Annotated in this window: 15 protein-coding genes; 14 read left to right on the forward strand and 1 reads right to left on the reverse strand. The window is 65.1% G+C overall.

Annotation, left to right across the window (positions count from 1 at the left end):
* The first annotated feature begins 104 nt into the window (after positions 1 to 104).
* From ACWAT4_RS00140 to trmB, 13 genes are all read left to right on the forward strand, one after another.
* Positions 105 to 674 carry a NifU family protein gene (locus tag ACWAT4_RS00140; RefSeq protein ID WP_212302050.1) on the forward strand — a complete coding sequence of 190 codons (570 nt, stop codon included), beginning with the start codon at positions 105 to 107 and terminating at the stop codon, positions 672 to 674.
* An 89-nt stretch (positions 675 to 763) separates the two neighbouring features.
* Positions 764 to 1,453: a tRNA (adenosine(37)-N6)-threonylcarbamoyltransferase complex dimerization subunit type 1 TsaB gene (tsaB, locus tag ACWAT4_RS00145; protein ID WP_449729558.1), complete on the forward strand. Its 690-nt coding sequence runs from the start codon at positions 764 to 766 to the stop codon at positions 1,451 to 1,453.
* Positions 1,450 to 1,935 (forward strand): ribosomal protein S18-alanine N-acetyltransferase, encoded by a 486-nt coding sequence (gene rimI, locus ACWAT4_RS00150; RefSeq protein ID WP_449729559.1) that lies wholly within the window; start codon positions 1,450 to 1,452, stop codon positions 1,933 to 1,935. Before tsaB ends, rimI begins: the two co-directional genes overlap by 4 nt.
* Positions 1,936 to 1,973: 38 nt before the next feature.
* The gene (locus ACWAT4_RS00155) at positions 1,974 to 2,429 is read left to right on the forward strand and encodes a Fur family transcriptional regulator (RefSeq protein WP_128948724.1); all 456 of its coding nucleotides are present in this window, start codon (positions 1,974 to 1,976) and stop codon (positions 2,427 to 2,429) included.
* A 6-nt stretch (positions 2,430 to 2,435) separates the two neighbouring features.
* On the forward strand, positions 2,436 to 3,116 hold the full coding sequence (locus ACWAT4_RS00160) for an HAD family hydrolase (RefSeq protein ID WP_212302047.1): 681 nt from the start codon (positions 2,436 to 2,438) through the stop codon (positions 3,114 to 3,116).
* A gap of 190 nt (positions 3,117 to 3,306) precedes the next feature.
* Positions 3,307 to 4,704: a tRNA (N6-isopentenyl adenosine(37)-C2)-methylthiotransferase MiaB gene (gene miaB / locus ACWAT4_RS00165; RefSeq protein WP_212302046.1), complete on the forward strand. Its 1,398-nt coding sequence runs from the start codon at positions 3,307 to 3,309 to the stop codon at positions 4,702 to 4,704.
* 64 nt (positions 4,705 to 4,768) lie between these two features.
* Entirely contained in the window at positions 4,769 to 5,767 is a 999-nt protein-coding gene (locus ACWAT4_RS00170; RefSeq protein ID WP_212302045.1) for a PhoH family protein, read from the forward strand.
* Between the two features lie 54 nt (positions 5,768 to 5,821).
* Complete coding sequence (gene ybeY, locus ACWAT4_RS00175; RefSeq protein ID WP_212302044.1) at positions 5,822 to 6,331, forward strand: rRNA maturation RNase YbeY; 510 nt, start codon at positions 5,822 to 5,824, stop codon at positions 6,329 to 6,331.
* A gap of 1 nt (position 6,332) precedes the next feature.
* On the forward strand, positions 6,333 to 7,451 hold the full coding sequence (locus tag ACWAT4_RS00180; RefSeq protein WP_249149126.1) for a hemolysin family protein: 1,119 nt from the start codon (positions 6,333 to 6,335) through the stop codon (positions 7,449 to 7,451).
* Entirely contained in the window at positions 7,448 to 9,061 is a 1,614-nt protein-coding gene (gene lnt, locus ACWAT4_RS00185; RefSeq protein WP_212424266.1) for an apolipoprotein N-acyltransferase, read from the forward strand. Before ACWAT4_RS00180 ends, lnt begins: the two co-directional genes overlap by 4 nt.
* 231 nt (positions 9,062 to 9,292) lie before the next feature.
* Positions 9,293 to 9,706, forward strand: a complete 414-nt coding sequence (locus ACWAT4_RS00190) for a helix-turn-helix domain-containing protein (protein ID WP_057746952.1) — start codon at positions 9,293 to 9,295, stop codon at positions 9,704 to 9,706.
* Between the two features lie 86 nt (positions 9,707 to 9,792).
* Positions 9,793 to 10,950 (forward strand): M20 family metallopeptidase, encoded by a 1,158-nt coding sequence (locus ACWAT4_RS00195; protein WP_449729560.1) that lies wholly within the window; start codon positions 9,793 to 9,795, stop codon positions 10,948 to 10,950.
* Complete coding sequence (gene trmB, locus ACWAT4_RS00200; protein WP_212302040.1) at positions 10,947 to 11,657, forward strand: tRNA (guanosine(46)-N7)-methyltransferase TrmB; 711 nt, start codon at positions 10,947 to 10,949, stop codon at positions 11,655 to 11,657. Before ACWAT4_RS00195 ends, trmB begins: the two co-directional genes overlap by 4 nt.
* Positions 11,658 to 11,750: 93 nt before the next feature.
* Here the strand turns inward: trmB and ACWAT4_RS00205 are convergent, their stop codons facing one another.
* Complete coding sequence (locus ACWAT4_RS00205) at positions 11,751 to 12,833, reverse strand: DUF2336 domain-containing protein (RefSeq protein WP_449729561.1); 1,083 nt, start codon at positions 12,831 to 12,833, stop codon at positions 11,751 to 11,753.
* A 368-nt stretch (positions 12,834 to 13,201) separates the two neighbouring features.
* Between ACWAT4_RS00205 and rimP the strand changes: the two genes are divergently transcribed.
* Positions 13,202 to 13,957 (forward strand): ribosome maturation factor RimP, encoded by a 756-nt coding sequence (rimP, locus tag ACWAT4_RS00210; RefSeq protein WP_212302038.1) that lies wholly within the window; start codon positions 13,202 to 13,204, stop codon positions 13,955 to 13,957.
* The last annotated feature ends 1 nt before the right edge of the window (position 13,958 follow it).

Raw genomic sequence — 13,958 nt, forward strand, 5'->3', positions numbered from 1 at the left:
ACAGCGAAACGACCGCCACCCCCCTTGATCGTGCGTTCCCCGTCGCCATCTGCTAGGGAAGAGAGCACGCGCCGGCCTTGAACCGGCGACGTCTGGAGAAAACCATGTTCATTCAAACCGAAGCCACCCCCAATCCCGCCACGCTGAAATTCATTCCCGGCCGCATCGTGGTCGACGGCAGCCCGATGGAGTTTTCGAGCCGCGAAGCCGCAACGCGCTCGCCGCTCGCCGAAAAGCTGTTTGAGGTGCCCGGCGTCACCGGCGTGTTCTATGGCTCTGACTTCATCACCGTGACCAAGGCGAACGGTGAGTGGCAGCAGCTCAAGCCCGCAATCCTCGGTGCCATCATGGAGCACTACATGTCCGGCGCGCCGCTGCTCGCCGACGGTACGACCGCCAGCGATGTCGAGATCGACGATGAGGACGAATTCTTCGACGAAGCCGATGCCGAGACGGTCGACATGATCAAGGATCTGATCGAGACGCGCGTGCGGCCGGCGGTCGCCAATGACGGCGGCGACATCACCTTCCGCGGCTTCAAGGACGGTATCGTCTACCTCAACATGAAGGGTGCCTGTTCGGGCTGCCCGTCCTCGACCGCGACGCTCCAGCACGGTATCCAGAACCTGCTCAAGCATTTCGTGCCCGACGTGGTCGAAGTCCGGCCGATGTGAATCGGTGTGCGAATGGCGAGTAGCGAATGGCGAATAGAGTTCCGATCGGCTAGACTGTTCGCTATTCGCCACTCGCCATTCGCTTTTTCATGCTGATCCTTGCCATCGATACCGCGCTCGAGGCGTGCGCGGCCGCCGTTCTCGACACCGACGCCGGCGAGCTCCTTGCGCAGGAGCAGCTTCTCATGAAACGCGGCCACGCCGAGACGCTGATGCCGATGATCGCGCGCGTCATGCAGTCGGCCAATGTCGCATTCACGGCACTCGACCGGATCGCGGTCACCGTCGGCCCCGGCAGTTTCACCGGCCTGCGCGTCGGCATTTCGGCGGCGCGCGGTCTTGCGCTTGCGGCAAAACGACCGGCCGTCGGCCTCACCACCTTGTCGGCCTACGCAGCCGCCATCGTCGGCCGGAGCGGAACAGCGCCGGTGATCTCAGCGATCGACGCACGGCACGATCACGCCTATTTCCAGATTGTCGCCGGCGACGGCAGCCAGCTGGTGCAACCGGGCATCGCCCCGATCGACGAGGTGATCGCGGCCTCGCAATTCGGCGCGCCGCATCTGGTCGGCAATGCCGCAAGGATTCTCGCCGATCGCTGGCCGAAGGATGGGCCGCAACCTGTTGCGGTCGACGCGCAGCCTGCGCCCGACATCAGCTGGGTCGCATGGCTCGGCGCCGCGGCCAATCCCGACGCCAATCCGGCGCGGCCGTTCTATCTGAAAGCGCCCGATGCAAAGCCGGCGGCGCCGCCGCTCGCACAAGCCGCAAGCTCATGATGGGATGGTTTTCGGAATGGTGGCACGGCGGCACTGCGGCCGTCGAGCCGGCGTCGGCGCGCGACGCGCCGCGGCTGGCGCAGCTTCACGGCCAATCCTTCGCGCATGGCTGGGGCGAAGGCGAATTCGAGAGCATGCTCAGCGAGAGCAACACGCTCGTCCACCGCTTGCGCCTGGGGCGCAAGATCATCGGCTTCGCGGTGTCCCGGATCGGGGCGGACGAAGCCGAAATCCTCTCGGTCGCGGTCGACCAGTCCCACCGCGGCCGCGGCTTCTCCCGCACGCTGCTGATGACCCATCTCGGCCATCTCGCCGGGCGTGGCGTGCGCACGATATTTCTGGAAGTCGAGGAGAACAACCAACCGGCACGACGGCTCTATGCAAGATGCGGATTCGTGGTGGTCGGGCGCCGCGAACGCTACTATAAGCAGGCCAACGGGGAACAATTGAACGCACTACTGATGCGACGTGACTTGTCGTAACATCGATGGCAGAAAGCGCCCCGTCAGACGGACACGATATGACAGGACTTAAACCTTCTTCCGCATCCAAGGCGACCGGCATCGAGGCGCGTTGCGCCGCCACAGGCATGCGCATGACCGAGCAGCGCCGCGTCATTGCACGCGTGCTCGCAGAAGCGGTCGACCACCCCGATGTCGAGGAACTGTACCGGCGCTGTGTCGCGGTCGACGACAAGATCTCGATCTCGACCGTCTATCGCACCGTCAAACTGTTCGAGGACGCCGGTATCATCGAACGTCACGACTTCCGCGAGGGCCGCGCGCGCTACGAGACGATGCGCGACAGCCACCACGACCACCTCATCAACCTGCGCGACGGCAAGGTGATCGAATTCACCTCCGAAGAGATCGAGAAGCTTCAGGCCGAGATCGCCCGCAAGCTCGGCTACAAGCTGGTGGATCACCGGCTCGAACTCTATTGCGTCCCGCTCGACGACGACAAGCCGGCGTCTTAAAGTCTCGTGCCCATCGACCTCATCATCTTCGATTGCGACGGCGTGCTGGTGGACAGCGAGGTAATCTCCTGTCGCGCCCACGCTGACGTGCTGACGCGTCACGGCTATCCGATCACTTCGGAGCAGGTGTCCGAACGCTTCCTCGGCCGTTCGACAAAACAGGCCAATCTCGAGATCGAAACCGAACTCGGCCGCGCGTTACCCGAGGCCTATCACGGCGATCTTCAGGACGAGCTGTTTCGCGCATTCGAAGCCGACCTCGAAGCGATCCGCGGCATCCACGACGTGCTTGACGTCGTGACGCAACGTGTCTGCGTTGCCTCGAGCGGTTCGCATCCGCGCATGCAGGTGAGCTTGGGGAGCACGGGGCTCTATGAACGCCTCGCACCGAACATCTTCTCGTCCTCGCAGGTGACAAACGGCAAGCCAGCGCCGGACCTGTTCCTGTTCGCCGCCAAGGAAATGGGCGTGCCGCCCGAGCGCTGTGTCGTGATCGAGGACAGCCTCGCGGGAATCGCGGGGGCGCGCGCGGCCGGGATGAAGGTATTCGGCTTTTACGGTGGCAGTCATTGCGGGGCCGGCCACGCCGAGACCCTGCGCCAAGCCGGTGCCGACTTGACCTTCTCGGACATGCATCAGCTGCCGGATCTGGTCCGGCGGGTCGCGGCAGACGCCCTGGCGGGCTGAATCCGGCCTCGCCGTCGTTCCGGGGCACGCGCGACGCGCGTGAACCCGGGATCTCGTGCCCAAAACCGCTGGATTCCGGGGTCGCCCGCTTTGCGGGCGCCCCGGAATGACCGGTAAGCGGCCCAATCGCTGGATTTTCGCCCCTTCAGCCTATATTTGAGGACCGTCCTCCACCTCAATTCCGGGTTCCATGACGCCGCCGCGCAAGCTGCACATCAAATCATATGGCTGCCAGATGAACGTCTACGATGCCCAGCGCATGGTGGACACGCTGGCCCCCGAAGGATTCGTAGAGACGGCCAACGCCGAGGATGCCGACCTCGTCATCCTCAACACCTGCCATATCCGCGAGAAGGCCTCTGAAAAGGTCTATTCCGAGCTCGGCCGGCTGCGCGTCGCCAAGGACGAGGCCGCGCGCGAGGGCCGCGCCATGCAGATTGCGGTGGCGGGCTGCGTGGCGCAGGCCGAAGGCGAGGAGATCGTGCGCCGCGCGCCCACCGTCGACGTCGTGGTCGGCCCGCAGAGCTATCATCATCTGCCCGAGCTGTTGAAGCGCGCCGGCCATGAAGGCCGCGCGATCGAGACCGAGTTTCCCGCCGCCGACAAATTCGGCTTCCTGGCCCAGCCGAAGCCCGATGCGATCCGCGCGCGCGGCATTTCCGCGTTCGTCACGGTGCAGGAAGGCTGCGACAAGTTTTGCACGTTCTGCGTCGTGCCCTACACGCGGGGCTCGGAAGTCTCACGCCCGGTCGCGAAGATCGTCGATGACGTGAAGCGGCTCGCCGACAATGGCGTGCGCGAGCTCACGCTGATCGGGCAGAACGTCAACGCTTATCACGGCGACGGACCTGACGGAAAAAGCTGGGGGCTCGGCAAATTGCTGGAGCATCTGGCGCAGATTCCCGGCATTGCGCGGCTGCGCTACTCGACCAGCCATCCCCGCGACGTCGACGACAGTTTGATTGCAGCCCATCGTGATCTCGACGCCTTGATGCCGTTCGTGCACCTGCCGGTCCAGTCGGGCTCGGACCGGATTCTGGCCGCCATGAACCGGAAACATACCGCCGATGATTACCGGCGCGTCATCGACCGTTTCCGGTCCGCGCGCCAAGACATTGCTTTCTCATCAGATTTTATCGTGGGCTTCCCCGGCGAGAGCGAGCAAGATTTTCTCGCCACCCTCGCGCTTGTCACGCAAATCGGCTACGCTGCAGCGTATTCGTTCAAATACTCCGCCCGGCCGGGAACGCCGGCCGCGGATATGCAGGAGACGGTGTCCCCCGCCGAGATGGACCAGCGATTGGAGCGGCTCCAGGAACTGATCGACAGCCAGCAATCGGCCTTCAACAAGGCTGCGATTGGCTCAACGGTCGACGTGCTGTTCGAACGTCCGGCGCGCAAGGACGGCCAGATCGTCGGTCGCACCGCCTTCCTCCAGCCTGCGCATGTGATGGCCTCGCCCGACATCATCGGACAGATCCTGCCGGTGCGAATCGACAGCCTCGAGCGCTACAGTTTCCTCGGCGAGCTCGCGACGCCGCGCATTGCGCGCGAGCCCGCTTTATCATCCATCGCCACTGGAGCCTGAACCCTTGCCAAAAAGCGCATCGGATTCGTCCTCTATCGCTCCCAGCCGCAAATTTGACCGCGACATGCAAGTTCCGCCCGAAACTCAGGTCGTCATCGACTTCGACGACAACCGCGCCGCATCCGCGCTGGTCGGCCCCTACGGCCAGAACCTGGCGCAGATCGAGCGGCGGCTCGGCGTCGTCGTGGACTCCAAGGGCAACCACATCACGATCGGCGGCACGCGCGACGGCTGCGATGCGGCGCGCCGCGTGCTGGAGACGCTCTACGCCCACGCCGTGAAGGGACAGGATGTCGACCAGGGCGAGGTCGAGGGCGCGATCCGCGCCGTGATCGCACAAGGGTCCCTGTTCGAGTTCGACGCCAAATCGGCCAAGTCGGCCTTCGATAGCATCAATCTGCGCAAGCGCCCGGTGCGCGCCCGCACGGCCGCGCAAGACTCCTACATCCGCGCGCTGAAGCGCCACGAGCTGGTGTTCGGCATCGGCCCCGCCGGCACCGGCAAGACCTGGCTCGCGGTCGCGCATGCCGCGCAATTGTTCGAGCGCAAGGAGGTCGACAAGATCATCCTGTCGCGGCCGGCGGTCGAAGCCGGCGAACGGCTCGGCTTCCTGCCCGGCGATCTCCGCGAGAAGGTCGATCCGTATCTGCGTCCGATCTACGACGCGCTTTACGACCTGATGGACGCACGCATCGTCGAGCGCGCGCTGCAGACCGGCGAGATCGAGATCGCGCCGCTCGCCTTCATGCGCGGCCGCACGCTGACCAACGCCGCGATCATCCTCGACGAGGCGCAGAATACGACATCGATGCAGATGAAGATGTTTCTGACCCGCCTCGGCGAGAACAGCCGCATGATCGTGACAGGCGATCCTTCGCAGATCGATTTGCCGAACGGCCAGACCTCCGGTCTGGCCGAGGCCACCCGGCTGCTCAGCGGCGTCGAAGGCATTGCGCAAGTTCATTTCAAAGCCGAGGACGTGATCCGCCACGAGCTCGTGGCACGAATCGTCGCCGCCTATGAAGGGTCGCCGCAGCGGCCACCCGCCGGCAACAAATCCTGACGAGACAACAGCGGGACGGCGCGAGCACGGCGCCTTATCGTTCCGAACAAGGCCATGTCGCATCCCAATCTTCCCATCACCGAGGTCCTCGTCGTCGCCGATTGCTGGCAGAGCGAGCCTGACGCCGAAACCGTGATCCAGCGCGCCGTCGCCGCAGCCGCAGAGTCCGTCGATGAAGACGTTGCCGACGCGGAAGTGGCCGTGATGCTGACCGATGATGCCGGCATCCGCACGCTCAACAGCAACTGGCGCGGCATGGACAAGCCGACCAACGTGCTGTCGTTTCCCGCGCTCCAGCCGGAGGGTGAATGGAAGCCGGGCGATGCGCCGCGCATGCTCGGCGACATCGCGATCGCCTATGAGACCATGCGGCGCGAGGCGGACGAGGAACACAAGCCGTTCGATCATCATTTGAGTCATCTCGCCGTGCATGGTTTCCTGCACCTGATCGGCTACGATCACGAGAACGACGACGACGCGGAAGAGATGGAAGCGCTCGAAACCGAGATCCTGGCTCACCTCGGCATCCCCGATCCCTATGCAGACCGCGCGGGGACGCACTGAGATGCCGGATTCAGAGCCTACCCACGACAATCCGCGCAACACGGCCAATCTGCCGGCCGTGGTGACACCCGGCGAGGTCATGCGCCCGACCGCGGAAGGCTGGCTGCTGCGCGCCATCCGCACGCTGTTCGGCTGGAAGGCGGGATCGGTACGTGACGATCTCCAGGTCGTGCTCGACGCGACGACGCCCGACGACACCGGCTTCTCGGCGGTCGAGCGCACCATGCTGCGCAACATCCTCGGCCTGCACGAGCGTCGCATCGCCGACGTCATGGTGCATCGTGCCGACATCATCGCGGTGAAGCGCGACATCCCGCTCGGCGAATTGATGGACCGTTTCGAGAGCGCGGGCCATTCGCGCCTCGTGGTCTACAACGAGACGCTGGACGATCCCGTCGGCATCGTCCACATCCGCGACCTGCTCGCCTTCATGACTGCGCGGGCGCGCGTGTCGGAGGCCACCAAGACCAAGCGCAAGAAGCCGCTGCCCGCCGGGCTCGATCTGAAGGCCGTGGACCTCGCGCTGCCGCTGCAGGACGCGCGAATCATCCGCAAGCTGCTCTATGTGCCGCCGTCGATGCGCGCGATCGACCTGCTCGCGCAGATGCAGGCCACACGCATCCATCTGGCGCTGGTCGTCGACGAATATGGCGGCAGCGACGGGCTGGTCTCGCTCGAGGATATCGTCGAGCAGATCGTCGGCGAGATCGACGACGAGCATGACAGCGACGAGCCGCCGTCAATCGTACGGCTGCCCGACAACGCCTTCATCGCCGATGCCCGCGCCAGCCTCGACGACGTCCGTACCGTGATCGGCGAGGACTTCGTCACCGGCGAGGCCGGCGAGGAAGTGGAGACGCTCGGCGGCTATCTCGTCAGCTTCGTCGGCCGCCTGCCGGTGCGCGGCGAGGTGATCTCGGGCCCCGGCAATTACGAGGTCGAGGTGCTCGACGCCGACCCGCGCCGCGTCAAGCGGCTGCGCATTTCGACGCGGAAGGAGCGGCCTGCGCCGCGCACCCAGCGCGAGAGCCGCCGCCGCGAGGCCGCGCCGGAAAGCGGCCAGCCGCCGGCCGGTGACACGCCGACTCCGCCGCCTGCCGACGGGACCGGCCCGCAGTGAGCCCGTTCCAGCGCCTTCGTCAGATCGCCCTCACCGTCATCCTCACTTGGGGATGGAAGCGCGCGCTCCTTGCGATGGCGTGCGGTGCGCTGTCGGTGCTGGCGCTGGCGCCATTCAATATCTTTCCGGTGCTGTTCATCACCTTCCCCGTGATGGTCTGGCTGATCGACGGCGCCGGCGCCGGACAATACGGCGGTGTCCCCGCGGCGGCACTGACCGGTTTCTGGTTCGGGCTCGGCTATTTCGTCCCCGGCCTCTATTGGATCGGCATCGCCTTCTTCGTCGACGCCGATGTCTTCGCCTGGCTGACGCCGTTCGCCGTGCTGGGCCTGCCGGCCTATCTCTCCATCTTCACGGCGATCGGCTTCGCGCTGGCCCGCCTGCTCTGGACCAAGGATGCCACCCGCATTCTCGCGCTCGCCGCGAGCCTCACCGTCGGTGAATGGTTGCGCGGGCACGTGCTCACCGGCTTTCCCTGGAATGCCTTCGGTTATGCGCTGTCGGAGCCGCTGGCGCTGGCGCAGACGGCGTCGCTGATCGGCCAGTGGGGCATGACGTTCCTCGCGGTTGCGATCTTCGCAAGCCCGGCGGTCCTGATCGACCGCACGCGCGATCGCAGCCTGGCGTGGCGCGTGCCGGCCGGAGCGCTCGCGCTGCTGGTCGTCATGGGCATCTTCGGCGCCATTCGCATATCGCTGCATCCGACCACGATGGTCGCGGGCACCAAGCTGCGCCTGATGCAACCGGACCTGCAGCAGGACGCCAAGTTCAACTACTCCGCCAAGGCGGAGGTGATGAAGAAATATCTGGCGCTGTCGGACCGTGCCTCCGGACCGCAATCGACCGGCGTGCGCGATGCCACCATCCTGATCTGGCCGGAATCCGCCTTTCCGTTCTTCCTGACCCGCGAAGCCGACGCGATGGCCGCGATTGCCGATCTGCTGCCCAAGGGCACGGTGCTGATCACCGGATCGGTCCGCGCTCCCGATCTGCCGCCGGGCACGCCGATCACGCGGGCTTACAACTCGATCTACGTGATCGACCATGACGGCAGCGTGCTCGCGGTCTACGACAAGCTGCACCTGGTGCCGTTCGGAGAATATCTCCCGTTCCAGGACACGATGGAGAAGCTCGGCTTCGAGCAGCTGACGCGGGTCCGCGGCGGCTTCATTCCCGGCACGGTGCGGCACGTGCTGCCGGTGCCGGGCGCACCGCCCGCATTGCCGCTGATCTGCTACGAGGCGATCTTCCCCGGCGAGATCGGCACGCGTGACGAGCGTCCGGGCTGGATGGTCAATCTCACCAATGACGGCTGGTTCGGCATCTCGACCGGTCCGTACCAGCATCTGGAGCAGGCGCGGATGCGCTCCATCGAGCTCGGATTGCCGCTGGTCCGCTCTGCCAATACCGGCATCTCGGCGGTGATCGATCCGGTCGGACGCACGGTGGCCAGCCTCGGCCTCGGGATCGAGGGCATTTTGGATGCAAGTCTGCCCACCGCAATCCCGCCCACGATCTATGCGAGAGTCGGCGACATCCCCGCAGCCATGCTCGTCGCGCTGGCTGTGATTTTGGCGGTGCGACGCCGTGTTGCCAAACGGCACCCCTGATCGCGCCACCGCCAGCGATATCCGGCAAGGCGGCCGGAAACTTTTGACAACCGCGGTCCCACGGTTGACAGACTGCATTCGGGCTCCCCATTCTGCACCGACTGCGCAAGACAGTGGTGCATTGCTAAATTTCTCCGCAATGTTTCCCCAATCAGAGTGAAGTTTTGAGTCGCTGTCACCTGAGGCAATTCTTTCTATTGCGCCGAGGGTGGTGTTTGGAGGGCTGAGGAAATGTCGAAAGCGCCCAACCCTGTTGACAAATATGTCGGCAGTCGCGTGCGTATGCGCCGCATCATGTTGGGCATGAGCCAGGAAAAGCTCGGTGAAGCTTTGGGCCTGACATTCCAGCAGATTCAGAAGTACGAGAAGGGCACGAACCGGGTCGGCGCAAGCCGTATCCAGCAAATCGCCGAGATTCTGCAGGTGCCGGTGTCGTTTCTGTTCGAGGGCGGACCGAGCGGCGTCGCCGGGCCGGACGGCTTCGCCGAGGGTGCGTCGCCCTCCTATGTCTCCGATTTCCTCGCGACCTCCGAGGGTCTCGCGCTGACCAAGGCGTTCACCCGAATCACCGATTCGAAGCTGCGCCGCTCGATCGTCGACCTCGTCGAGCAGATCGCCGCCCGCGAAGGCCCGGACAAGCGCTGAAGCGCGATCTCATTCCGATTTGAGGCTGCGCCAAATCTGGCCTATGTCGTCATTTGCGGACCGCGTGACACGCTGCCTCCGCTCAGATGATACGATTCAAAGGCACAGATACGTCCATGGCGAACTCCAATTCGTTCGATACCCAAACTATCCTCGCCGGCATCCGCCGCTGGGTCGAGATCGAGACGCCGACGGAAGTGCCCGAACAGGTCAACAAGCTGACCTCGATGGTTGCCGACCATTATAACGATCTGCCCGTCACGCTCGAGCGCGTCGCCGGCATCGATGGCTGCGGCGATCATCTCGTGGTGCGTTCGACCTGGGGCCAGGACCGGCCCGGTATCCTGGTGCTCAGTCATCTCGATACCGTCCATCCCATGGGCTTCATCACGCGGCTGCCCTTCAAGGTCGAAGGCGACAGCGCGTTCGGTCCCGGCATCTACGACATGAAGGGCGGCGCCTACATCGCCTATCACGCCTTTCGCGAGCTTTGCGCCGCGCCCGACCGTCCGCCGCTTGGCATCACCCATCTGTTCACCTCCGACGAGGAGATCGGTAGCCCGACTTCGCGCGCACTCATCGAGGCGGAAGGACGCAAGGCCAAATATGTGCTGGTGACGGAGCCGGCGCGCGACGGCGGCAAGATCGTCACCGGGCGCAAGGGCGTCGGACGCTTCCAGATCTTCATCAAGGGCGTGCCCGCCCATGCCGGCTCGCGCCCCGAAGACGGCCGCAGCGCGGTGCGCGAGCTTGCCAACGTCATCCAGACGCTGGAAGGGATGAACGATCTGCAGCGCGGCGTCACCGTCAATGTCGGCGTGGTACGCGGCGGCACGCGCCCCAACGTCACGCCGGAAGAGGCCTATGCCGAGGTCGATCTGCGCGTGCCTGGGATCAACGATGCGGACGAATTCGTCGGCAGGATTCTCGGGCTGACGTCGAAGACTGATGGCGTGACCGTCACCGTGACCGGCGAGCTCAACCGTCCGCCCTACGAGAAGGGCAATGCGGGCGCCTCGCTCTACGAACATGCGAAGACGCTCGCCGCGGAGCTCGGTTTCGAGTTGATCGACACCCACACCGGCGGCGGCTCGGACGGCAATTTCACCGCGCCGTATACCGGCACGCTGGACGGGCTCGGCGTCGACGGCAAAGGCGCCCACACCCATTATGAGCAGCTCTACGTTTCCTCGCTCGAACCGCGCGCGCGGCTGCTCCATCGCCTGTACCAGACGCTGCGATGAGCGAACGCAAATCAGACCCCGATCGCGCGGACGGCGAGCGCGCCTTCTTCGGGCGTCGCAAGGGCCACAAGCTCAGGCAGCATCAGGCCGAGCTGGTCGATCATCTGCTGCCGCATCTCGTCCTCGACATCACGACGCCGGCTCCGGCGCATGCCGCCGAGATCTTCGATCCCGCGGCCGAGGAGCTGCGGCTCGAGATCGGCTTCGGCGGCGGCGAGCATCTCGCCGCGGAGGCGCAGGCCTTTCCGACGACGGGCTTCATCGGCTGCGAGCCCTATGTCAACGGCATGGCCAAGATCCTCGCGCAGATCGAGGCCGCCAACATCGCCAACATCCGCCTGTTCGCCGGCGACGCCGCCGAGCTGCTGGCCTGGCTGCCTGATGCATCGCTGTCGCGGATCGACCTGATCCATCCCGATCCCTGGCCGAAACGGCGGCACTGGAAGCGGCGCTTCGTTCAGGACCGCACGATCGCAGCGATGGCGCGCGTGCTGAAGGCGGGCGGCGAATTCCGCTTCGTCTGCGATATCGACGATTACTGCGCCTGGACGCTGTCGCATCTTGCGCGCGCGCCGGACTTCCAGTGGCTTGCAGAACGCGCCGATGATTTCCGCCAGCCCTGGGCCGGCTACACCATGACGCGATATGGACGAAAAGCTGCGCGCGAGGGCCGCAAGGCGGCGTATCTGCGGTTCAGGCGGAAATGATTGTCGTTCCGGGGAAATGCGCAGCATCGAACCCGGAAGTTCGAGATTCCGGGTTCGCGCTTCGCGCGCCCCGGAATGATTGGCGAAATGATCTTAGATCGTTTGCCGGTTGCGCCAGAAATTCACCACGCGCTCGGCGGTCGCCGGCATCAGGCGGGTGAAGTTCATCCGCGCCGCTTCAAGATCGGCATCGGCCGGCGTGCGCTGCGGGCCGTACCACATCAGGATCAGCGCGCGCACCGTGGGCCAGCCGAGATTGAGCACACGGCCGAGGATCAGGATCGGATCATAGCGGTCGCCCGAGATCAGGCGATCGAGGATCGGAAGCCTGACGCCGGCCATCGCCGAGAGCGTAGCGACCGATTCCTCGTATTTGTGCGCCTTTGCGAAGCCGAGCAGCGCGCTCTCGCCGAGATGACCGCCGCGATGCAGGCCGAGCACCGTGCGTTGCGCGTCCGAAAAATCGCGCCGCGGGCCGGCCGGCCTTGAAGCTTCCTCGATCGCGGCCATGGCGCGCTTGATCTCGACCTGGCGCGTCGGATTGACCACGGTCGACAGGCGGCGGCGAATGACGTCGAGCGTGCCGTCCAGCAGCTCCTTGAGGTTCTCGCCCGAGAGATCCGCGCGCTGGCCGATCTTGAGCGTCAGCACGCCATCCTGGCTCGCGCGCTTGATCAGCTCCGAATAACCGCCCGGCGAGAAAGCGGCGCCTGCATTGCCGGCAGCGCGGCGCACCACGTCGCGATCGCCGCGCTCGACCAGCACGTCGGTAATTTGCATCGACAGGGTCGGCCGCTCCGTCATCGCCAGCAGATGGCCCTGGCCCTTCAGCCGGGCGATCTCGACGAGAGCGGCTTCATCGAGCACCGGCGAGCGGCGCAGGACCGGGCCCGCCACCATGATCTCGTTCTCGCGGGCGAGCTGGCCCACCAGATGAGGCGGCGCATTGTCCAGCCGCGAGAAGCGCTCGGCGAGATCGACGCGCGCGGCAAGCTCTGCATGCGGGACGAGATCGATCAGGAGATTGTCGAAGAGATCGATGAGCTCGGGACGAAGTCTCGAGGCGTCCTGAAAGAACAGCGCGGCAATGGCGCTCGCGATCTCGCCACGACGCCGGGGATCACCGCGTTTGACGATATCGTCCAGTCCGGGAATGAGCGACGTGGCAACGGTCATGAAACGCAACTCGAATCTGGCACGCCGTGGGCGCGCCATAGCTCAAGCCGCCCCACAAGCTCGAAATTTAGGCCGGCTTCATGAAGGAAGCGTTGCTGCCCGGGCGGCCTCCCGGGGCGCAAAAAGCCCGCATCCCGCTGCAAGGGCCCTTGTCCGGGCGGGCAGAAAGGGCTATATCAGCGCCAATTCATCTTCTCATACGATCCGCGTAGTGAGAGTGGGCCCGAAAGGACCCGCTCTTTTTTATTACCTGAACGCGGCTCGGCGGAAGATGCTGCCCGGCGGGCTGTCGGGAAAGTTCCGAAGTGGGCTCTGATGTTTTAACGGAGCCTTAACCATCGAGACCATCGAGCGCCTTGACCCCTGATATGACCGAACCGAACACTGGTTCCACCGATGCCGAGTTGCTGGCCGAGCCGAGGCTCGTGGTTGAGCCGGGCGTGGCGGCACGGGTGTCGGCGGTCGCAGGCCCAGTGCTTGAGGGCATGGGCTATCGCCTGGTGCGGATCCGCATTTCCGGGGAATCCGGGTGCACCGTGCAGATCATGGCCGAACGGCCGGACGGCTCGATGCAGCTCGAGGATTGCGAGGCAATCTCGCGGGCGCTGTCGCCGGTGCTCGACGTCGCCGACCCCATCGACCGTGCCTATCGGCTGGAAATCTCCTCGCCGGGGATCGACCGTCCGCTGGTGCGCCGTTCCGATTTCGAGCGTTATTCCGGCCATCTGGTCAAGGTCGAGATGGCCGTCGCCCATGAAGGCCGCAAGCGGTTCCGCGGCACGCTCGGTGCCGTCGAAGGCGACCGCGTCCATCTTCATCGCGACGACGCCAAGGCGGGCGATGACGCCGACGTGCTCCTGACGATGGAAGACATCGGCGAGGCGCGGCTGGTGCTGACCGACGAGCTGATCGCGGAATCCATGCGCCGCGGCAAGGCCGAGGAGCGCCAGATGCGCAGGGATCTCGGCCTTGAGCCGCCGCAGCCGGCGCACGCGAAGATCAGCGAAAAAACCACCAAGAACACCAAGCCGAAGAAGAAGCCGGCCCCGACCAATACAAAGAAACATCGCCTTGCCGCCGAACGCGCGCGGCGTGGCGAGATCGAGCCTGACGAAGGAGACTAGC

It is taken from the genome of Bradyrhizobium sp. T-1 (assembly GCF_053592855.1).

What these genes read in the sequence shown, in the direction of transcription:
- ACWAT4_RS00190 (WP_057746952.1), top strand. Translation starts at nt 9,293, where the DNA reads ATGTCGAAAGCGCCCAACCCTGTTGACAAATATGTCGGCAGTCGCGTG.
- ACWAT4_RS00155 (WP_128948724.1), top strand. Translation starts at nt 1,974, where the DNA reads ATGACAGGACTTAAACCTTCTTCCGCATCCAAGGCGACCGGCATCGAG.
- rimP (WP_212302038.1), top strand. Translation starts at nt 13,202, where the DNA reads ATGACCGAACCGAACACTGGTTCCACCGATGCCGAGTTGCTGGCCGAG.
- ACWAT4_RS00205 (WP_449729561.1), bottom strand. Translation starts at nt 12,833, where the DNA reads ATGACCGTTGCCACGTCGCTCATTCCCGGACTGGACGATATCGTCAAA.
- tsaB (WP_449729558.1), top strand. Translation starts at nt 764, where the DNA reads ATGCTGATCCTTGCCATCGATACCGCGCTCGAGGCGTGCGCGGCCGCC.
- ybeY (WP_212302044.1), top strand. Translation starts at nt 5,822, where the DNA reads ATGTCGCATCCCAATCTTCCCATCACCGAGGTCCTCGTCGTCGCCGAT.
- miaB (WP_212302046.1), top strand. Translation starts at nt 3,307, where the DNA reads ATGACGCCGCCGCGCAAGCTGCACATCAAATCATATGGCTGCCAGATG.
- trmB (WP_212302040.1), top strand. Translation starts at nt 10,947, where the DNA reads ATGAGCGAACGCAAATCAGACCCCGATCGCGCGGACGGCGAGCGCGCC.
- ACWAT4_RS00180 (WP_249149126.1), top strand. Translation starts at nt 6,333, where the DNA reads ATGCCGGATTCAGAGCCTACCCACGACAATCCGCGCAACACGGCCAAT.
- ACWAT4_RS00170 (WP_212302045.1), top strand. Translation starts at nt 4,769, where the DNA reads ATGCAAGTTCCGCCCGAAACTCAGGTCGTCATCGACTTCGACGACAAC.
- rimI (WP_449729559.1), top strand. Translation starts at nt 1,450, where the DNA reads ATGATGGGATGGTTTTCGGAATGGTGGCACGGCGGCACTGCGGCCGTC.
- ACWAT4_RS00140 (WP_212302050.1), top strand. Translation starts at nt 105, where the DNA reads ATGTTCATTCAAACCGAAGCCACCCCCAATCCCGCCACGCTGAAATTC.
- ACWAT4_RS00195 (WP_449729560.1), top strand. Translation starts at nt 9,793, where the DNA reads ATGATACGATTCAAAGGCACAGATACGTCCATGGCGAACTCCAATTCG.